At 74.3% G+C, this 20,053-nt stretch carries 11 protein-coding genes and 3 tRNA genes; 4 read left to right on the top strand and 10 right to left on the bottom strand.

Annotated features, from left to right (window positions below):
- From EV190_RS14370 to EV190_RS14345, 6 genes are all read right to left on the bottom strand, one after another.
- On the bottom strand, window positions 1–829 hold an 829-nt coding region (locus EV190_RS14370; protein WP_133742053.1), incomplete at its 3' end, for a beta-ketoacyl synthase N-terminal-like domain-containing protein.
- 1 nt (window position 830) lies between these two features.
- Window positions 831–7,949 carry a type I polyketide synthase gene (locus tag EV190_RS14365; protein WP_133742052.1) on the bottom strand — a complete coding sequence of 2,373 codons (7,119 nt, stop codon included), beginning with the start codon at window positions 7,947–7,949 and terminating at the stop codon, window positions 831–833.
- A 686-nt stretch (window positions 7,950–8,635) separates the two neighbouring features.
- Window positions 8,636–9,880, bottom strand: a complete 1,245-nt coding sequence (locus EV190_RS14360) for a styrene monooxygenase/indole monooxygenase family protein (RefSeq protein ID WP_133742051.1) — start codon at window positions 9,878–9,880, stop codon at window positions 8,636–8,638.
- Window positions 9,881–10,896: 1,016 nt separating this feature from the next.
- Window positions 10,897–10,968, bottom strand: a tRNA-Val gene (locus tag EV190_RS14355).
- A 17-nt stretch (window positions 10,969–10,985) separates the two neighbouring features.
- Window positions 10,986–11,056: transfer RNA gene (locus EV190_RS14350), tRNA-Cys, on the bottom strand.
- Between the two features lie 46 nt (window positions 11,057–11,102).
- A tRNA-Gly gene (locus tag EV190_RS14345) sits at window positions 11,103–11,175 on the bottom strand.
- 180 nt (window positions 11,176–11,355) lie between these two features.
- Here EV190_RS14345 and EV190_RS14340 point away from each other — a divergent pair.
- Window positions 11,356–12,582, top strand: a complete 1,227-nt coding sequence (locus tag EV190_RS14340) for a molybdopterin molybdotransferase MoeA (protein ID WP_133742050.1) — start codon at window positions 11,356–11,358, stop codon at window positions 12,580–12,582.
- Between the two features lie 25 nt (window positions 12,583–12,607).
- On the opposite strand, the gene EV190_RS14335 is transcribed toward EV190_RS14340, so the two are convergent.
- Complete coding sequence (locus EV190_RS14335; protein ID WP_133742049.1) at window positions 12,608–14,173, bottom strand: MFS transporter; 1,566 nt, start codon at window positions 14,171–14,173, stop codon at window positions 12,608–12,610.
- Window positions 14,174–14,305: 132 nt separating this feature from the next.
- Between EV190_RS14335 and EV190_RS14330 the strand changes: the two genes are divergently transcribed.
- Complete coding sequence (locus EV190_RS14330; protein WP_133742048.1) at window positions 14,306–14,857, top strand: TetR/AcrR family transcriptional regulator; 552 nt, start codon at window positions 14,306–14,308, stop codon at window positions 14,855–14,857.
- A gap of 352 nt (window positions 14,858–15,209) precedes the next feature.
- Here EV190_RS14330 and EV190_RS14325 read toward each other — a convergent pair whose 3' ends face one another.
- On the bottom strand, window positions 15,210–16,169 hold the full coding sequence (locus tag EV190_RS14325) for an alpha/beta hydrolase family protein (RefSeq protein ID WP_133742047.1): 960 nt from the start codon (window positions 16,167–16,169) through the stop codon (window positions 15,210–15,212).
- Between the two features lie 164 nt (window positions 16,170–16,333).
- On the opposite strand from EV190_RS14325, the gene EV190_RS14320 reads away from it, so the two are divergent.
- Entirely contained in the window at window positions 16,334–16,930 is a 597-nt protein-coding gene (locus tag EV190_RS14320; RefSeq protein ID WP_133742046.1) for a TetR/AcrR family transcriptional regulator, read from the top strand.
- 252 nt (window positions 16,931–17,182) lie between these two features.
- Here the strand turns inward: EV190_RS14320 and EV190_RS14315 are convergent, their stop codons facing one another.
- Window positions 17,183–17,698 (bottom strand): gluconokinase, encoded by a 516-nt coding sequence (locus EV190_RS14315; RefSeq protein ID WP_133742045.1) that lies wholly within the window; start codon window positions 17,696–17,698, stop codon window positions 17,183–17,185.
- A 77-nt stretch (window positions 17,699–17,775) separates the two neighbouring features.
- Here EV190_RS14315 and EV190_RS14310 point away from each other — a divergent pair, with 77 nt between their 5' ends.
- Window positions 17,776–18,495: a FadR/GntR family transcriptional regulator gene (locus EV190_RS14310; RefSeq protein WP_133742044.1), complete on the top strand. Its 720-nt coding sequence runs from the start codon at window positions 17,776–17,778 to the stop codon at window positions 18,493–18,495.
- A gap of 40 nt (window positions 18,496–18,535) precedes the next feature.
- Here EV190_RS14310 and EV190_RS14305 read toward each other — a convergent pair whose 3' ends face one another.
- Window positions 18,536–19,909 carry a GntP family permease gene (locus EV190_RS14305; protein WP_133742043.1) on the bottom strand — a complete coding sequence of 458 codons (1,374 nt, stop codon included), beginning with the start codon at window positions 19,907–19,909 and terminating at the stop codon, window positions 18,536–18,538.
- Window positions 19,910–20,053 lie beyond the last annotated feature (144 nt).

The following is a 20,053-nucleotide window of genomic DNA, read 5'->3' as shown; positions in this document are numbered from 1 at the left end:
GCACGCCGACGCCCTCGCCCCACGCGGTGCCGTCGGCGGCGGCGGCGAACGACTTGCAGCGGCCGTCGGGGGACAGGCCCCTCTGGCGGCTGAACTCCACGAACGTGTCCGGCACCGCCATCACGGCCACGCCCCCGGCCAGCGCCAGCGGGCACTCGCCCGAGCGCAGCGACCGCACCGCCAGGTGCAGCGCCACCAGGGACGACGAGCACGCGGTGTCCACGGTGATGGCGGGCCCCTCCAGCCCCAGGGTGTAGGCCACCCGGCCGGTGGCCACGCTCCCGGCGTTGCCGTTGACGAGGTAGCCGCCGAGTCCGGCGGGCGGCCGGGCCAGCCGCGAGGCGTAGTCGTGGTACATCACCCCGGAGAACACGCCGGTCGGGCTGCCGCGCAGCGAGGTGGGGGCGATGCGGGCGTGTTCGAGGGCCTCCCAGGAGGTCTCCAGCAGCAGCCGCTGCTGGGGGTCCATGGCCAGGGCCTCGCGGGGGCCGATCCCGAAGAAGGCGGCGTCGAAGTCGGCCGCCCCGCGCAGGAACCCGCCCTCGCGCACGTAGCTGGTGCCGGGGGCGTCGGGGTCGGGGTCGTACAGCCCGTCCAGGTCCCAGTCGCGGTCGGCCGGGAACCCCGAGACCGCGTCGACCCCGCCTTCGACCAGCCGCCACAGGTCCTCGGGGCACGCCACGCCGCCCGGGTAGCGGCACGCCATCCCCACGACCGCCACCGGTTCGGCCGCGCGCTCGGCGGACTCCCGGTTCTCCCGCCTGAGCCGCTCGTTCTCCTTGAGAGACGACCGCAGAGCCTCGACGAGTCTGCTGTTGTCCGTGCCCATCTCAGTCTCCGAGGTCGATGACCGGGGGACCGCCGTCGGGGTCCATCGCCAGGTTGATCAGGTCGTCCACGTCCATCGCGTCGATCGCGGCCGCCGTGCTCTCCTCCCGCGCGGCCGCGTCGCCTCCGGCGCCTTCTCCGGGGAACAGCTCCCCCAGGACCAGCCGCGCCGCGGCGGCCGGCTCCGGATGGTCGAACAGCAGCGTCGAGGGCAGGCGCAACCCGGTCGCGGCGTTGAGCCGGTTGCGCAGCTCCACCGCCGTGAGCGAGTCGAACCCGATCTCGGTGAACGGGCGCGCGGGATGGACCGCGTCGGGGGACGCGTGCCCCAGGACGGCCGCGGCGTGCGACCGGACCAGGTCCAGAACCGAGTGCTCCCGCTCCGACGGGGACAGCGGCGCCAGCCGCCGGGCGAGGTCCGGACCAGTGCCGGCGGATTCGCCGGCCGCGCGCCGGACCGGGCCGCGCGCCAGCGAGCGCAGGACCGGGGGCACCGGCGCGTCGGGGCCGCCGAGGCCCCGCAGGTCCAGCCGGGCCGGGACCAGGACGGGCCGGTCGTCGCGCAACGCCGCGTCGAACAGGGCGAGCCCGGCCGCCGAGTCCATGGGCGCCAGACCGGTGCGGCCCAACCGGGCCCGGTCCGCCTCCGACAGGTGGCCGGTCATCGCGCTGGCCTCGGCCCACAGCCCCCAGGCCAGCGAGGTCGCGGGCAGCCCCCGGAACCGGCGGTGGTGGGCCAGCGCGTCCAGGAACGCGTTGGCCGCCGCGTAGTTCCCCTGCCCCGCGCCGCCCAGGACCCCCGAGACGGAGGAGAACAGCACGAACGCCGCGAGCCTGCGGTCGGCGGTCAGCGCGTGCAGGTTCAGCGCGGCCGCGGCCTTCGGACGCAGCACCCGGTCGACCTTTTCCTCGGTCAGGGCCGAGACGGCCGCGTCGTCGAGCGTGCCCGCCGCGTGCACCACGGCGGTCAACGGATGCTCGTCGGGGATCGAGGCGAGCAGCGCGGCGAGCGCGTCGGCGTCGGCCGCGTCGCAGGAGACCGGCACGGCCTCGGCGCCCTGCCCGGCCAGCTCCTCCCGCAGCGCGGCGGCCCCGGGGGACGACGCCCCGCCGCGGCCGACCAGCAGCAGGCGGCGCACCCCGTGCGCCGCGACCAGGTGCCGGGCCAGGAGACGGCCCAGCGTGCCGGTGCCGCCGGTGACCAGCACGGTCCCGTCCGGGTCGATCCCGGCGGCCGGGACCGCCGGCCCGCCGGGGGCCCGCGCGAGACGGGGGGCCAGGACCGCGCCGCCGCGCACGGCCAGTTGCGCCTCGCCCCCCGCCGTGCCCGCGACCGCCGAGGGGAGCGCGTCCGCCGAGTCGTCCGAGCCGTCGAGGTCGACCAGCGCGAACCGGTCCGGGTGCTCGGTCCGCGCCGACCTGAGCAACCCCCAGACCGGGGCCGCGGCCAGGTCTGCGACGTCCTCGCCGGGCCGCGCCGCCACCGCGCCGCGCGTCACGACCACGAGCCTGCCCGGCGCCGGGGCGTCGTCGGCGAGCCAGTCCCGGACCAGCGCGAGCGCGCGCAGCGTCGTCTCCCGGACGGCGTCGGCGAGTCCTGACGGAGCCGAGGAGCGTCCCGGAACGGGCGTCAGGACGGTTCCGGGCACGGGAGCCCCCGCGGCCACGGCCGAGCGCAGCGCCGCCAGGTCCGCGTACCGCGCCGCGCCCGCCTCCCGGGCGGCCGCGAGCAGCGCCGCGTCCAGCGGGCCGCCGGAACCGTCGGCGCGCGCGCCGACCAGGGCCCACCTGACGGCGGGACGCGCCGAGCCCGGGGGCGCGCCGACCCACTCCAGGGCGTACAGGTCCGCGCCGCCGTCACCCGGCGCGGCCACCGCGCCCCCGGGGAGCGTCCGCATGGCCAGGCTGTCCACCGTGGCCACGGGCGCGCCGCGCGCATCGTTCAACCGCACCGAGAACACGCCCGCGCCGGTGGGCGTCAGCCGCACGCGCAGGGCGTCCGCACCCGAGGCGTGCAGCCGCACCCCACGCCAGGCGAACGGCAGGCGGACCCCCGGGGCGGCCGCCCCGTCCTCGTCGACGAGCACCGTGTGCAGGGCGGCGTCCAGCAGCGCGGGGTGGATGCCGTAACCGGCGGTCCCGCCCGCCTCAGGGCGCGCCGCCTCCGCGAAGACCTCGCCGCCGCGCCGCCACGCGGCGGTCAGCCCCCGGAAGGCCGGGCCGTAGCCGTACCCCCGCCGCTCCAGGCCGGCGTAGAACCCGTCCAGGTCGACCGGGACCGAGCCCGGGGGAGGCCAGGCCCCGGCATCGTCCGGCGGAGCCGCGCCCGCGACGGCCAGCAGGCCGTCGGCGTGCCGGACCCAGGGCGCGTCGGCGCCGTCGGGATCCGCTCCGGCCCGGGAGTGCACGGTGAAGGAGCGACCTCCGTCCGGTCCGGGCCCCTCCACCGCCAGCTGCACCGCGACGCCGCCGCGCTCGGGCAGCACGAGCGGCGCGTGCAGGGTCAGCTCCGCCACCGCGCCGCAGCCGACCCGGCCGCCGGCGTGCAGGGCCATCTCCGCGAAGGCCGCGCCGGGCACCACGGCGGCACCGCCCACCGCGTGGTCGGCGAGCCAGCCCCGCCCCGAGAGGCGGCCGGTGAACACCCGCCCCCCGCTGTGCGCCAGCGGCACCGACGACTCCAGCAGCGGGTGGGCCGCAGGGGCGCCGCCGGGCCGCGGCCGGATCCAGTACCGCTGGTGCTGGAAGGCGTAGGTGGGCAGGTCGACCCGCTCGGCGGGGGGAAGGACGGTCGTCCAGTCCACCTCCGCGCCGTGGACGTGCGCCTCGGCCAGAGAGGTGAGGAACCGCTCCGGGCCGCCGTCGCCGCGGCGCAGCGACCCCAGGACCGCGGCCCCGTCGGCCCCCGCGTCGTCCAGCGTGTCCTGGACGCTCTGGAGCAGCACCGGATGCGCGCTCACCTCGACGAAGACCGTGTGGCCGGACTCCACCAGCGCGCGGGCGGCCCGGCCGAACCTGACGGGAAGGCGCAGGTTCCGGTACCAGTACGACGGGTCGAGCTCCCTGGTGTCGATGACCCCTCCGGTCACGGAGGAGTAGAACGGAACGTCCGCCGCGCGGGGGGAGATCCCCTTCAGCGCGGCCTCGAGGTCCGCGCGGACCACCTCCACGTCGGGGGAGTGCGAGGCGTAGTCGACCGGGATCCGGCGGTGGGTCACGCCGAGCTCCGCCCACTCCAGCGCCAGCGCGTCCAGGGCGTCGCCGGGCCCGGCGACCACCGTGGAGCGGGGGCCGTTGACGGCCGCGACGCACACCCGGCCGCCGAAGAGCGGCAGCCGCTCGGCGACCCGCGCCTCGGGCAGCGCCACCGACACCATCCCGCCGTGGCCGGCCAGCGCCAGCAGGGTCCGGCTCCGCAGCGCCGCGACCCGCGCCGCGTCGTCCAGTGAGAGCGCCCCCGCCACGCACGCTGCGGCGATCTCGCCCTGGGAGTGCCCCACGACCGCGTCGGGCCGCACACCGCGAGACTCCCACAGCCGCGCGAGCGACACCATCACCGCGAACAGCGCGGGTTGGACCACGTCCACCCGTTCCAACGGCGGAGCGCCCGGCGCGCCGCGCACGACGTCCGACAGCGACCAGTCCACGTGCGGGGAGAGCGCCCGCTCGCACTCGGCCATCCGCTCCGCGAACACCGGCGCGGAGGCGAGCAGGTCCAGCGCCATGCCCGCCCACTGGGACCCCTGGCCGGGGAAGACGAACACCGTTCTGGCCGGGGCCCGACCGGAGGAGCCCCGCACCACGCCGGGATCGGGACGGCCCTCGGCGAGCGCGTCCAGGCCGCGCAGGAAGCCGGACCGGTCGGCGGCGAGGACCACCGCCCGGTGGTCGAACGCGGCGCGGCCGGTGGCCAGGGAGAAGCCGACGTCGGCCGGGGCCGCCCCGTCGGCCTCGTCGAGGCGCGCGCGCAGCCGCGCGGCCTGCCCGCGCAGCGCGGCCTCGCTCCTCGCCGACAGCACCCAGGGCAGGAGCGGGGACGAGGACCCTGTCGCGGCGACCGCCGCGCCGTCCGGACCGGACCGGGCGGCCGGCGGTTCGGCCTGCTCGACGAGGACGTGCGCGTTGGTGCCGCTGACGCCGAAGGAGGACACCCCGGCGCGGCGGGGGCGTCCGGTGTCGGGCCAGGGGGCCGCCTCGGTGAGGAGTTCGACGGACCCCGAGCCCCAGTCCACGCGCGGGTTCGGCGCGCCGATGTGCAGGCTCTCGGGCAGGACGCCGTGACGCAGCGCCATGACGGTCTTGATGACGCCGGCCACGCCCGAGGCGGCCTGGGTGTGTCCGATGTTGGACTTGAGCGATCCGAGCCGCAGGGGGTGGGCGCGTTCTCGCCCCCCGTACACCGCGATGAGGGCGTTGGCCTCGACGGGGTCGCCCAGGGGTGTTCCGGTCCCGTGCGCCTCGACGGCGTCCACGTCGGCGGGGCCGAGGCCGGCGTTCGCGAGCGCCCGGCGGATGACGCGCTGCTGGGCGGTGCCGTTGGGGGCGGTGAGCCCGTTGGAGGCGCCGTCCTGGTTGACGGCGCTGCCGCGGATGAGCGCCAGCACCGGGTGTCCGTTGCGCCGCGCGTCCGAGAGCCGTTCCAGGACCAGGACTCCCGCGCCCTCGGCCAGGCCGAAGCCCTCGGAGCCGGCGGCGAAGGCCCGGCACCGGCCGTCGGGGGACAGGGCGCGCTTACGGCTGAACTCCATGATCATTCCGGGCGTGGCCATGACCGTCACGCCCCCGGCCAGCGCCAGGGAGCACTCGCCCGCGCGCAGCGCCTGCCCGGCCAGGTGCAGCGCCACCAGGGACGACGAGCACGCGGTGTCCACGGTGACCGTCGGCCCCTCCAGACCGAAGGCGTACGCCAGCCGCCCGGAGGCGACGCCGGCCGCGTTCCCGGTCAGGACGTAGCCCCCGGCCTCCTCGCCGGCCTCGTGCATGCGGGGGCCGTAGTCCTGCGTCATCGCGCCGACGAACACGCCGGTCGGGCTGCCGCGCAGCGACCCGGGGTCGATCCCGGCGCGTTCGAACGCCTCCCAGGACGTTTCCAGCAGCAGCCGCTGCTGCGGGTCCATAAGGAGCGCCTCGCGCGGACCGATCCCGAAGAAGGCCGCGTCGAACCCGGCCGCGTCGTGCAGGAATCCGCCTTCCCGGACGGCGACGCCGCCCGCGCGGTCGGGGTCGTGGTGCTCCCCGAGGTCCCAGCCGCGGTCGGTGGGGAAGCCGGACACCGCGTCGCGCCCCTGTGTGAGGAGTTCCCACAGGTCCTCGGGGGAGCGCACGCCGCCGGGGAAGCGGCACCCGGCGGCCACGATCGCGATCGGCTCGTCGGCCGCCGTCGGCACGGGGGAGGGCCCCTCGCCGGTCCCGGAGCGCGGTCCGAAGAGCTCGGCGCGGAGGTGGCGGGCCACCGTCGCCGGGGTGGGGTGGTCGAAGACGAGGGTCGCGGGCAGCGCGAGGCCCGCGGCCTCGGCGAGCCGGTTCCGCAGCCGCACCGCGCCGAGCGAGTCCAGTCCCGCCTGCTGGAAGCCGAGGCCGGGCTCGACCGCGCCGTGGCCCGACGACCCCAGGACCAGGCCCGTCTGCGCGAGCACCAGGTCGAGCAGCTCCCGTTCCCGCTCGCGGTCGTCCGCCCCGGCGAGCCGGTCGCGCAGGCTCGGCGCCGGTCCGCGGGGCGCGGCGGCCCGGTCCACGGGGGCCGGGGCGAAGGCCGGCGGTACCACCGGGCGGGTGCCGCGCGCGGCGGACACCACCCCCCAGTCCGCCTCGACCCCGCGCACGTGCGCCTCGGCGAGGGAGGCCAGGAACTGCGGCATGCCGCCCGCTCCGCTGCGGAGCGTGCCCAGGACGCAGGCGCCGTCCGGCCCGGTCCGCGCGGCGTCGATCGTCCCCTGCACGCCCACGGCCAGCACCGGATGCGGGCTGACCTCGACGAAGATCCGGTGCCCCGAGTCCAGCAGCCCGCGCGTCGCCGACTCGAACCGGACGGTTCCGCGCAGGTTGCGGTACCAGTACGCGGGGTCCGGCGCGTCGTCCAGCCAGCCCTCGGTCACGCTGGAGTACATGGGAGTCACCGGCGTGCGCGGCCGGATCGGGGCGAGCCCCGCCATCAGGCGGCCGCGCAGGGCGGTGATGTGCGGGGAGTGCGCGGCGAGCCCGACCGGGATCAGGCGCGCGGCCACGCCGTCGGCGGCCAGCCCGGCCAGCACCTCGGCGACCGCGTCGGAGTCGCCGGAGATCGCGGTCGATCGGGGGCCGTTCACCCCCGCGACCGCGACACGGTCGCCGAACCCGGCCAGACGGGGCCGGAGCTCGTCCACGGAGAGCGGCACCATCGCCATGTCGCCGCGCCCGGCGAGGGTCGCCTGCGCCCGGCTCCACGTCGACACCACCCGGGCGGCGTCGTCCAGGGACAGCGCGCCGGCCACGTGCGCGGCGGCGATCTCGCCGAGACTGTGCCCGAGCACCGCGTCCGGCTCCACCCCGTGCGCCCGCCACAGCTCCGCCAGCGCCACCATCACCGCGAACAGCGCCGGCTGGACGACGTCGGCGCGCTCCAGAGCGGGAGCGCCGGGAGCGCCCCGCAGCACCTCGTCAAGGGACCAGTCCACGTGGCGGTCCAGTGCCTGCCCGCACTCGCGCAGGCGGGCGGCGAACAGGGGAGAGGAGTCCAGCAGCTCCACCGCCATGCCCGCCCACTGCGGCCCCTGACCGGGGAAGACGAACACGACCCGGGCCGGGGCGGCCCGGCCCCGGACCAGGGCGGGGTCGTCGCGCCCCTCGGCCAGGGCGGCGAGCCCCCGCACGGCCTCGTCCCGGTCCGCGCCGAGCACGACCGCGCGGTGCTCGGCGGTCGCGGCTGAGGCGAGGGGGCCGCCCGTGTCCGAGGGGTCGACATCCGGCCGTGCCAGGAAGAAGGCGCGCAGTTGCCCGGCCCGTTCGCGCAGCGCGCCGGGGTCACCCGCGGACAGGGGGAGCGGCACGGCGGTCGCCCGGGACCCGCGCCACACCGGGGCCGGGGCGGGCGCCGCGCCCTGGTCGGCGGTCGGGGGAGCCGCGGAGGACGAGCCACTGGACATAGCGTTCTCACGTCTTTCGTTGTCACTGCCGTGGGGAGCCGCGGACCTGCTGGGGCGGGACGCCGGGACCGTGGCGTGCGGACTCCGGCGCGGGTGCCCCCGGGGGAGGGGCGGGACCGCTCCTCGAGGGAGAGGGGAGCGGCCCTCTCGCGGGGGCGGAGCGGGGGCCGGGCGGTGGGAGCGTGCGATGCGAGTCCGCCGGTGGGGTGGACCGTGCCGATGCTCACGCGGACGAGGGGCCCGTTTCCCGCCGCGTGCGCGCGGCGGGCCGGGCCGGCCTTCCCCTCCGGTGCGGAACGGAGGCGGGGGCGTCCGACATTCGCGGTCCGGTCGGATGCGTCGAAGGACCCGGGCGGTGGGCTGCTTCTGCTGCGTGGCACATCTGGTGGGGATTCAGAAGTGTGGCCTTGTTTGTCGCGTACGGGGGATTCGAGTTATGGAGCGTGGGTTCGGGGAAATGGCGCGCATCATTTTTGACGGCAGTTGTCGCTTATTGAGGCGAAAGTTTGGTTAAGCGTAACTCCGGCCCCCGTACGTCGCAATGACCGCTTCTTTTTCGGACACGACTTCCCCCCTTTCGGTCCGGCGGTCACGGACCGGGCCCACGCGTCACACGCGTATGGCCCGGCCGCTCTGTGGGGAGCGGCCGGGCCATGGGCTGGGGAGTCGGCCCTCGGGACCGGCGGTCACTGGTTCCGCGTCGCCGCGATTTCGGCCAGGTACTCGTGCGCCAGCTCCGGGTCGAGAAGCCACTTCTGGTAGTCCGGCGGGTAGTCCCAGCCCTGTACCCAGCGGTCGGCGACCTCCGGGTACTTCATCGCGGCCCCGATGACCGCCTCCAGGTGCGGGGGCAGCGCCTGGTCCCACATGGTGGAGATCGTGTGGGACCACTGCTCGGCGATCCGGCCGTACTCCCAGAACCTCTCGAACGTGGCGGTCAGGAAGGCGCGGTCGAAGGGGCGGTCCCCGTGCGCGGTGATGCTCTCCAGGTAGCTCTTGGCGCACCGGGTGGAGTTGTTCCAGCTCTGCCCGGAGAAGGGGTCCGACGTGACCACGACGTCGGCGATCCCCAGCACCAGGCCGCCCGAGGGGAGGACCCCCACCGGGTTGCGCACCTGCAGCCGGATCTCCTCGATCAGCCGGTGCTCGTCGGCCAGTTCCGCGTTCGCGCACCGCTCGTAGTACTCGGGGGTGTGCTTGCGCAGCAGCTCCTTCATCCGGCGCAGCTGCTCCTCCGGGGTGGGCTTGTCCTGCCAGCTGTCCATCGGGCCGCCGACGTCGTCGAGGATCATCAGGGAGTGGCACGGCCCGTCGGCGGTGAGGACCGGGAGCAGGAGGATGTTGCCCGCTTCGGCGGTGGAGGCCACCCAGCCGACCTGGTCTCCGGCGTCGGGGTCGGGCGCGACGTCGAAGACGTGGGACTGCGCGACCATGCGCCGGCGGGCGCCGTGGGGGCGGGAGCGGTCCTGGTCGAACAGCGCCCCCAGCTCCCCGCCGCCCACCGCGACGACGATCAGGTCGAACATCCGGGAGAAGTAGTCGAGGTCCGTGAGCGTGACGCCGTGGATGATGACCTTGCCGCCGCGGTCCTCGAAGTACTCGAGCCAGTCGGCCATCTTGACCCTGCGGTCGACCGACAGCATGTACCCGTCGACCTCGCCCTGGAGGGACATGGCCGGCGCCTGCGGGGGGTAGAGGTGGACCTTGAACCTGTCCATGTGGGGGGCGATCGCGCTCCAGAAGTCGAGGTGGAGCTCGCGCTCGTACTCCAGCACGGTCGGCATCGTCAGCTGGGAGATCGAGGGCCGTCCCGTGCGGATCTCGATCGAGGTCTGGCTGGTGACCAGCGTGACGTCGTAGCCGTTCGTCAGCAGGCCGTGGGCCAGGTGCAGGCCGGACTGGCCCGCCCCGACGATAAGGATTTTGCGCATCCTGGTGGGATCTCCCGGTGCGGTGAAGAGGGAAGAAAAGGTTCCTGCAGCCCGAAAAGCCAGCTGACGACACAAACGACAAAAACCAGTGATTTCGACGGCCATCCTAACGAAAGGAGGTCCGGAGGGTGGACGCTTCGGAAGGATGTCGAAAATGTCCGCTCAACCCTTTGAAAGCGCCCGGACCGGTGAATTGATTTCTTCGTGCCGCAAAGGCGCCGGTTCGGGTGTTGGCGTGGTTTCGGCGGGTTCGTGGCGCGGTGCTCGCTTTCCGGGGCCGGACCGGAGAGCCGCTGGGACCCTGCGCGACGAGGTCGCCGCATCACGCGGGCACGTGCTGTCCGCCTCCACCGGTGGGCCCCGGCGCCCGCGCCGTCGGAGCGGACGGGACGCAGGGCCGCCTGTCTCCCGGGCGGTGGCGGGACCGCCGGGTCCGAGAGGAACGGTCCGCGCCCCGGCCGGTTCCGGCGGGAACCGGCCAGGGGCGGTCGCGAGGCCGGCGGCGGGGCCCCGCCCCCGGCGGAGCCCCGTCCTTCCCGCCGGGGGCGGCGGTCGGGAAGACGGTTTTCCGCCGGGCTTCATGACGTGGCCGACGTGGTGGCGCTCGTCGCCGTGGAACTCCCCGAAGGCCCGGGAGCCGGGACCGCCCGGGGAGTCGATGCGGTCGCCATCGATCCGCTACCGGCCCGGCAGGCGCGCGGCCGACCGCCCCGGGTCTCGCCGTGGCGGCCCGTCGGCGGTGTTCCCCGGCGCGGGTCGGCTGCCGGGGACCGGCTTCGCCGTGCTCCCGGACCGAGGCCGGGTCGACGTCCACCCGGGTTCTCGGCGCCAGGAAACAGTGCTTCCGGGGTGCCGTGTGCCCGGCACGTCCGAAAGGAGGCAGCGGGGAGGTGTCGAGGCCCCCTGCGGTTCAGGATCGGGAGGGCCCATCGCCGCGGAGTCGCGGCCCGGAGAGAAGCGTCACAGGGAAAGCGAAAGCGGGCTCCCGGAGGAACCCGCTTCGAAGGTGTTACCGGTGGGCGATACTGGGATTGAACCAGTGACCTCTACCGTGTCAAGGTAGCGCTCTCCCACTGAGCTAATCGCCCGAGTACAGGGGACTCGGAGGTGGAGACGGGATTTGAACCCGTGTGGACGGCTTTGCAGGCCGCTGCCTCGCCTCTCGGCCACTCCACCGGATAAGGCAAACGATGTGGGTGTCACCCCGCATCGTTTATCTCCGAGCGGACGACGGGATTCGAACCCGCGACCCTCACCTTGGCAAGGTGATGCTCTACCAGCTGAGCCACGTCCGCGTGCGGTCCGGCGCCGATCCGGTTGTCACCGGGGTCCGTGCCGTCCTGCATTAAGAACTGTAGCGGAATCTGCCGAGACGGCAAATCGAATGCGACACCACGGGCGCGCGTGGCGGCCGGGCGCGCCCGGAATCCGGACGGGGAGGGGGCCGTCGGCAGGGAAGGGGATATAAGGGAGACGTGCGAGTACACGGGGACATCGACAGATCGGGCGGGACGACCCAGGACGGGCGTCCGCCCCTGTCCTGGGCGGAGGCCCGGGCCGCGGCCCGCGACATCGGGCGGAGGTGCGGCCCGGGGGCGCGGCTGCGGGAGCCGCTGGCCGCGGCCGCGGGCGGGGTGCTCGCCGAGGACCTGCGGGCCCGGGTCGCCGCGCCCTCCTACGACGCCGCGGCCATGGACGGCTACGCGGTCGCGGGCCGGGGGCCGTGGACCGTTCGCGGACGCGTCCTCGCCGGGCGCCCGCACGAGATCGAACTGGCGCCGGGCCAGGCCGTGGAGATCGCCACCGGCGCGCGCGTGCCGGAGGGCGCCGGTTCGGTGCTGCCGTACGAGTGGGCCGAGCGGGACGGGGACGTGCTGCGCGGGGCGGTGGAGCCCGGCCGCCACGTTCGGCGCAAGGGGGAGGAGACCGCTGCGGGGTCGAGGGTGCTGCCCGCGGGTACCGTCGTCACCCCCGCCGTGCTCGGCCTGGCCGCGAGCCTGGCCCACGACGACCTGCCGGTGCACCGCCCGCGGGTGCGTGCCGTCGTCAGCGGCGACGAGCTGATCAGCGCGGGCGTGCCCGCGCCCGGCGCGGTGCGCGACGCCATCGGTCCCATGCTGGCGGGCCTGGTCGCCTCGGGCGGCGGGGTGCTCGCCGGGGCTCGGAACGTGCGCGACGGCTTCGAAACGATGGTCTCGGCGCTGGCCGACGCCGCGGACGCCTCGGTCGTGGTGGTGTGCGGGGCGTCCTCGGCGGGCCCCGCGGACCACCTGCGCGGGGCCCTGGCAGAGCTGGGGGCCTCGGTCCTGGTGGACGGGGTTCGCTGTCGTCCGGGGCATCCGCAGCTGCTCGCGTTCCTGGGTACGGAGCAGGAGCCGGGACCGGTGGTCGTGGGGCTGCCCGGGAATCCCAACGCCGCGCTGGTGGCGGTCCTCACCCTGCTGCTGCCGCTTCTGCGCGGGATGACCGGCCGCCCGGACCGCGACCCGGGCCGTCTGGTGGAGGGCCTGCTCACCGGCCACGTCAGCGCGCACGAGCGGGACACCCGGCTGGTCGCGGTGCGGGTGGAGGGGGACCGGGTGGTCCCCGTGGGCCACGACCGCCCCGCCGCGCTGCGCGGAGCGGCCCTGGCCGACGCCCTGGCGGTGCTGCCGCCGGGGTGGCGGGGGCCCGAGGCGGAGCTGCTCTGGCTGCCGGGTTGAGCCGGCGGCCGCCGGGGGAGCGGGGTCAGGGCGCCTTGGGGGCGTCCTCCTCCGCGACGTGCGGCCCGCTGCCGCGCAGCAGGACGCCCGCCTGGACCGCGGCGTAGACCACGATCGCCGCGCCGAGCAGGCTGGTGACGTGGACGCCGTCGGTGAAGGCCGTGCGGGCCGCCGCCATGAGGGCCTCCCCGGCGGTCCCGCCCAGTTCCCGGGAGACCGTGGCCGCGCCGCCGAGGGTCTCGCGGGCGGCGGCCGCGGCGGCCGGGTCGACGTCCGGGACGACGGCCAGCTCCAGCCGGTACACGGCGGTCAGCACACTGCCGAGTACGGCGATCCCCAGTGCGCCGCCCAGCTCGTAGGCGGTCTCCGACACCGCCGAGGCGGAGCCCGCCCGTTCGGGGGGAGCCGCGGTCATGATCGCGTCGTTGGTCAGGGTCTCCGCGACGCCCACCCCCGTGCCGATGAGGGCGAAGCCGGCCGCGACCCAGACCGCGCCGTCCTCCAGAGGCAGCCTGGTCAGGACCAGGAAGCCGAGCGCGGTCAGGGAGAGCCCCAGCGCGATCATGGTGCCCAGGGAGAGGCGGCGGGCCAGGGAGACCGCCACGAAGTGCCCGGCCATGGTGAGGCCGAGTCCCGGCAGTAGGAGGAGGCCGGCCCGGAGCGGGCCGATCCCCAGGACCAGCTGCACGTACTGGGTGAGGAAGAACAGCGAGGACACCATCGCGAACACCACCATGAGGTTGGTGGCCACGCCGACGCTGAAGGTGCGGATCGTGAACAGCCGCATGTCGAGCATGGGGGAGTCCAGGCGCAGTTGGCGTCGCACGAACGCCCAGCCCAGGAGCAGGCCGGCCGCGATCCACACGGCGGTCGCCGCGGTCCCCTCGCCGGAGGCGAGCTGCTTCACCCCGTAGACGACCGGCAGGACGGCCACCAGCGACAGCGCGGCGCTGGGAAGGTCGTAGCGGCCGGGCGCGGGGTCGCGGGACTCGGGGACCAGGAACGGGGTCAGCACCAGGATCAGCGCCATGACCGGCAGGTTGATCAGGAAGACCGAGCCCCAGTGGAAGTGCTCCAGCAGCCAGCCGCCCAGGATCGGACCGAGCGCGGCGCCGCCGGAGAACATCGTGCCCCACGCGGCGATCGCGATCAGCCGCTGGCGCGGGTCGAGAAAGATGTTGCGGATCAGCGACAGCGTGGACGGCATCAGGGTCGCCCCGGCCAGGCCGAGCAGGGCGCGCGCGGCGATCAGGACCTCGGCGCTGGACGCGTAGGCCGCGACCAGCGAGGCGACGCCGAAACCGGCCGAGCCGACCATGAGCAGCCTGCGCCGTCCGACGCGGTCGCCGAGCGTGCCCATCGTGACGAGCAGCCCGGCCAGCACGAACGAGTAGATGTCGATGATCCACAGCAGCTGGGAGCTGGAGGGCCTCAGCTCCTCGCTCAGGAAGGGCACCGCGAAGCCGAGGACGGTCATGTCGACGGAGATCAGCAGTACGGGCAGCGTCAGTACCGCCAGTGCCGCCCAGGCGCGCGGCCCGGCCTTGGCGTGGCCGCCGTGCGGGGTCGGGCGGGCGACGGTGGAGCTCATGGTTTCCCTGGCCTTCTCGATCAGGACGTGTGGAGGGAACGGATCCGGTCACCGGATGATTCTGGCCGTCAGGTGGCCATTTTCTTAACCGTCCGGACGGTACAGTACAGTCCGGACGGTACAGTGTCAATCGTGAGTTCCTCAACGACCCGTGACCGCATCCTCGACGCGCTCCAGGAGATCCTGATCGGACAGGGAAGCGCGGCCGTGACCCTGGAGGCCGTCGCGAGCGAGGCAGGCGTCTCCAAGGGCGGCCTGCTCTACCACTTCCCGTCCAAGGAGGCCATGATGACCGGCCTGGTCCGCCGGCTGGCCGAGCGCGCCGAGGAGGAGTTCCGGGAGGCGGTGGCCACCGAGGGCGGCGTGGTCCGGGCCTTCCTGCGCACCTCTCTGCCCGGCTCCTCGGAGGAGGCGGCGCTGTACTGGTCCGTGATCGCCGCGCTGCGCGGCAGGGAGGAGGTGTCGGAGGAGGCGCGCGAGACCATCGGGGACCTGTTCGCGCGGTGGTCGGCCCTGCTGCGCGAGGAGATCGGCGACCCGGTGCTGGCCGAGACCGTCCGTCTGGTCGGCGACGGCCTCTACCTCGACTCCATCGCGGGGCTCCCGCTTCCCGAACCCGAGGTGGTCCGGGCGGTGACCGAGCGCCTCATCGAGCAGGCCGACGCGTGCCGGCGCGGCACCTGACCGGGCTCCGAGGCCGCGCCCATGATGTCCGTCGCGTGAGGGTTCCGTTGACGGTTGTGGGCTTTCTGCCCGTTTCGGGGCCGGGAAGGGCAGAAAGCCCAAGATCATTCCGAGTGGGGGCGGAACCGGCCCTCGAATGTCCGGTGGTCTTGCTGTTTTTCCCACGGAATCCTTGGTTTCAGGGGGAAAACAGCAAGATCACCAACGGAAACCACGCGAAACGGACACCGTGGACGCGGCCCCGACCCCCACCCGCCGTCGCCGCCCGCCGTGACCCCGCGATCCGCGTGACAGGAGGCCGAAAGGCCACCGAAGCACCGGCATGCCGAATCACCCCCGGGTCGGAGGCTCCCTACTTGGACTCGACGCGCCCGAGCGGGTCGGGGCCGGCCGTCAGCGCGTCACACGCCGTCTGCCAGGCGGGGTCCCCGGGGTAGAGCTCGCTGCGCAGGTAGGCCCAGGTGAGCCGCTGGACCGAGGCGACCCGCTCGGGGTTCTCGTCCGTGGTCTCGGCGACGTCGTATCCGGAGATCCCGCCGAGCCCGTGCTCCGCGTCGAACAGGGTGAGCAGGGACTTGGGGCCGGGGGAGAGGACGTACGGGTCGGCGTGCCAGTCCGGGCCCCGGACCGTCAGATGGGTGGAGGCGTCCTTGTCTCCGGCGACCACGAGCGCGGGCGCCGTCATCTCGGAGAAGTCGTTGGTCAGGAAGAAGGAGTAGTTCTCGGCCGCGAACCCGGTGAGGGCGTCGCCGCCTCTGCCGGGCGCGGCGAGCAGCACGCCCGCCCTGATCCGGGGATCGGCCAGGTTCACCTCCGTTCCGTCGTGCGGATCGGTGAGCCGGGCGCCCAGCAGCAGGCCCGCGGTGTGCCCGCCCATCGAGTGCCCGGCCACGGCGACCCGGCCTCGGTCCAGGCGTCCGGAGAGCTGCGGGACGGCGGCCTCGACCGCGTCGAGCCGGTCGAGGATCCGACTCATGTCCTCGGCCCGCGACCGCCAGTACATGGGCGCCTCGGGGTCACCGGTGTCCAGGCTCAGCGTCTTCGAGCTCAGATGGGTGGGCTGGATCACGACGAAGCCGTGCGCGGCCCAGAAGCCGGCGAGGGGGGCGTAGCCGTTCAGCGAGGAGAGGTTGTTCGAGTAGCCCTGGCCGTGGGAGAGGAGGATGATCGGCAGGTCGCTCCCGGTCACGGGCGCGGACACCCGTACCTCCAGGTCCACGGCCCGGCCGGGGGACGGCAGCGTCACCGGGGAGACCGAGAGGACGGGGGCGGGCGGGCCGAAGGCGTCGGCCGTGCGGGGTGGTTCGCTCATGGTGTGTGCGTCCATTCGATGGCCTCTGCCGCGGCCTCGTCGGGCCGGCGGCGGGCGGGGCGGTCGGGAGGGGGCGGCTTCGGTTAGAATTAAAACGGATCGATGTTCCGGTTAATATACGGAGCAGTGTTCCGTTTTGTCAACCGCGTTGGAAGGGGAGTGTGGTGCCCACTACAGAGCGCTCCGGGGAGATGCCGGCCCGACGCAAGCGGGCCGACGCGCTGCGCAACGAGCAGACGCTGCTCGCCGCCGCCGCCGCGGTGTTCGTCACCTCCGGGGTCGACGCCCCGATCCGCGAGATCGCGGCCAGGGCGGGCGTCGGGGTGGGAACGATCTACCGCCACTTCCCGACTCGGGCGGACCTCGTCGTCGCCGTCTACCGCCACCAGGTGGAGGCCTGCGCCGAGGCCGGCCCGAAGCTGCTGGCCGACGCCGAATCCCCGCTCGCGGCCCTTCGCCAGTGGGTCGACCTCTTCGTCGATTTCCTGGTCACGAAGCACGGACTCGCCAACGCGCTGCAGTCGGACGGCAGCGGTTTCGACGCGCTGCACGCCTACTTCCTCGACCGCCTGGTGCCCGTCTGCGCGCAGCTGCTCGACGCCGCGGTCGACGCCGGTGAGATCGGGCCCGGTACCCGGGCCTACGAACTGATGCGCGGTATCGGCAACCTCTGCGTCGGTCGTGACGACGATCCCCGCTACGACCCCCGCCGACTGGTGGAACTGCTCATTCGGGGGCTGCGGCGGCCGCGGTCGTCCTGAGGCCGGTGGCGGGGCCGTGTGCGACGGGGGCCGCTCCCCGGGGGGCGGAACGGGTGCGCCCCCGGGCCCCCGACACGGGACCCCCTTCGAGGGCCGTGACGCCGGCGCTCCACAACCGGGGACTGCGGAGCGCCGGCGTCACGGCTCCCGAGGGAGGCGCGGCGCGGTGGACGTCCTCGGCCGCCACGCCGGTCCGCCCGCCTTCCCGCGCCAGGGGCGTCCGCGTGACATGGGGAGGACCCGGGCGGCGGGTCAGCGGCCGGAGCGCCCCAGCGCGGACGTGATGGCCCGCGCGGACTCCTCGACCAGCTCATCGGGGGTGTGCGCGATGTCGAGGACGACGCCCTCCTCGTCGGGCCCCAGCGGTTCCAGGGTCGAGGCCTGGGAGTTCAGCAGGCTGGACGGCATGAAGTGGTCGGACCGGGCGCGCAGCCGCTCGGCGATCAGGTCGGTCGAGCCGTGCAGGTGGATGAAGAAGACACCGGGGGCGCCGCCGCGCAGGATGTCGCGATAGGAGCGCTTGAGCGCGGAGCAGGCCATGACCGAGGACTCGCCGGCGCGCTCGCGCTCGCCGATCCACTCCGCGAGCGACTCCAGCCACGGGCGCCGGTCCGCGTCGTCCAGCGGTGTCCCGGCCGCCATCTTGGCGATGTTGGCCTCGGGGTGGAAGGCGTCGGCCTCCGCGAAGGGCAGGCCCAGGCGCTTGACGGCGCCCAGCGCCGCGGTGCTCTTGCCGCTGCCGGACACACCCATGAAGACGAAGTGCATTGAACAGGCTCCTTCTTGAATAGTATTACCAATACCATGCGCTAGTCTCGCGCCTCGACCGAGTACGAGGGAGCCCGATGACCGACGCCGATCACCGCACTCTGCACAACCGGGTGCTGGCGGCCCTCGGGCCGGCGATCGCGACGGGGGAGTTCGCCCCCGGCCACGTGTTCACGCTGGAGCGGCTGGAGCGCGATTACGGGGTGTCGCGGACGGTCGCCCGCGAGGCGGTCCGGGTGCTGGAGTCCATGCGACTGGTGCTCAGCCGTCCGCGCACCGGTGTGCGCGTGCGTCCGGTGGAGGAGTGGAGCGTCTTCGACCCGCAGCTCATCCGCTGGAGGCTGGCCGGGCCGGGGCGCACCGACCAGTTGCGGTCGCTCACCGAGCTGCGCGCCGCGGTGGAGCCCCCCGCCGCGGCCGCGGCGGCCCGTTGGGCCTCCGCAGAGAAGCGCGGGAGGCTGCTCGCCATCAACGACGAGATGCTCGCCGCGGGCGGGGCGGGGGACCTGGAGACGTTCCTGGAGCTGGACATCGAGTTCCACCGGCTGATCCTCCGACTCTCGGGCAACGAGATGTTCGCGGGGCTGTCCGGCGTGGTGGCCGAGGTGCTGGCCGGGCGGACCGCCTACCACCTCATGCCGCACCACCCCCGCGCCGACGCGCTGCGCCTGCACACCCACGTGGCCCAGGCCGTGTACGACGGCCTCCCCAAGGTGGCGGAGGCCGCCATGCGCGCCATCGTCGACGAGGTCGTCGAGGCGCTGTCCCGAGTCGACGGGCCCCGGAACGCGCGCTGAGCGCCGTTCCGCGGCCCGCCGGTCCGGTCGGGGCCTCCCGCTACAGCACCAGGCTGAACGCGAAGGCCAGGGCGAAGCCGACGACGCCGATCAGGGTCTCCATCACGGTCCAGGTCTTCAGCGTGGTCTTGACGTCCATCTTCAGGAAGCGTCCGACCAGCCAGAAACCCGAGTCGTTGACGTGCGAGAGCACGGTGGAACCGCACGCGATGGCGATGACGACCAGCGACAGGTCGATCGTGGACAGCCCCGGGGTGTTGGCGACCGCGGGGCCGATCAGGCTCGCGGTGGTGGTCAGCGCCACCGTCGCCGAGCCCTGCGCCACCCGCAGGCAGGTGGCGATGACGAACGCCGCGACGATGACCGGCAGGCCGATCGACTCCAGGCTGTCGGCCAGCGCGGTGCCGATGCCGCTGGCGCGCAGCACCCCGCCGAACATGCCGCCCGCCCCGGTGATCAGGATGATGGAGCAGACCGGGCCGAGCGCGCCGTCGACGACCGCCTCGACCTGCTGGCGGTGGAGCCGGCCGCGGCTCAGCACCACCATGGCCACCAGCGTGGTGACCAGCAGCGCCACCGGGGTCTGGCCGAGCAGCAGCAGGGCCTGGACGACGATGTTGCCCTCGTCCAGGACGCCCGAGGTGACGAGGGTGCCGGTGCCGGTGTTGGCGAAGATCAGCAGCAGCGGAAGCAGCAGGATCAGCAGGACGGTCGCGAAGTGCGGCGGGCGCCCGTCGGCGGAGTCGTCGCCGGAGGTGAGGTCGTCGGGAACCGGCAGTACCCAGCGCCGCCCCGCGTAGCGGGAGAACAGGTAGGAGGCGATGTACCAGGTGGGGATGGCCAGGACCAGGCCGACCAGCAGGGTCAGGCCCATGTTCGCGCCGATCAGGTCGGCGGCCGCCACCGGACCGGGGTGCGGCGGCACGAACGCGTGCATGACCGCGAAGGCGCCCGCGGCGGGGAGCGCGTAGAGGAGCACCGATCCGCCGATCCGGCGGGCGACGCTGAAGATGATCGGCAGCATGACGACCAGGCCGGCGTCGAAGAAGATCGGGAATCCGAACAGCAGGCAGGCGACGCCCAGCGCCAGCGGGGCGTGCCTCTTGCCGAAACGCCGGACGAGGGTGTTGGCCAGAACGGCCGCCCCGCCGGTCACCTCCAGCAGGCGTCCGATCATCACGCCCAGGCCGACCAGCAGGGCGACACTGGCCAGCGTGCCGCCGAACCCGCCGGTGAGCGTCGTCATCACCTGGTCCAGGGGCAGGGTGGCCAGCGCGGTGAGGACGCTGACCAGGACCAGGGCGACGAAGGCGTGCAGCCTCAGCTTCATGATCAGGAAGAGCAGCAGGCCGACCGCGCAGAGCGCGATCAGCAGGAGTGGCACGGTTCCGTATGCGGGTTCGATCGCTTCCATTTCGGCCTTTCGCACGGCGTTTCGCGGATGAGGAGCGTGGGGTCCGCAGGGTGCGGCCAGGTGCTCTGATGGTGCCGCCGAAATAGTAACACCATTAGTGGGAATCGATGGGAATGTCTGTTCGCCTGTGTGATCGCGACGCGC

Origin of the sequence: Actinorugispora endophytica, assembly GCF_004363075.1 — a bacterium.
Lineage (GTDB): Bacteria > Actinomycetota > Actinomycetes > Streptosporangiales > Streptosporangiaceae > Actinorugispora > Actinorugispora endophytica.
This window is presented reverse-complemented; position numbering and strand designations above follow the sequence as displayed.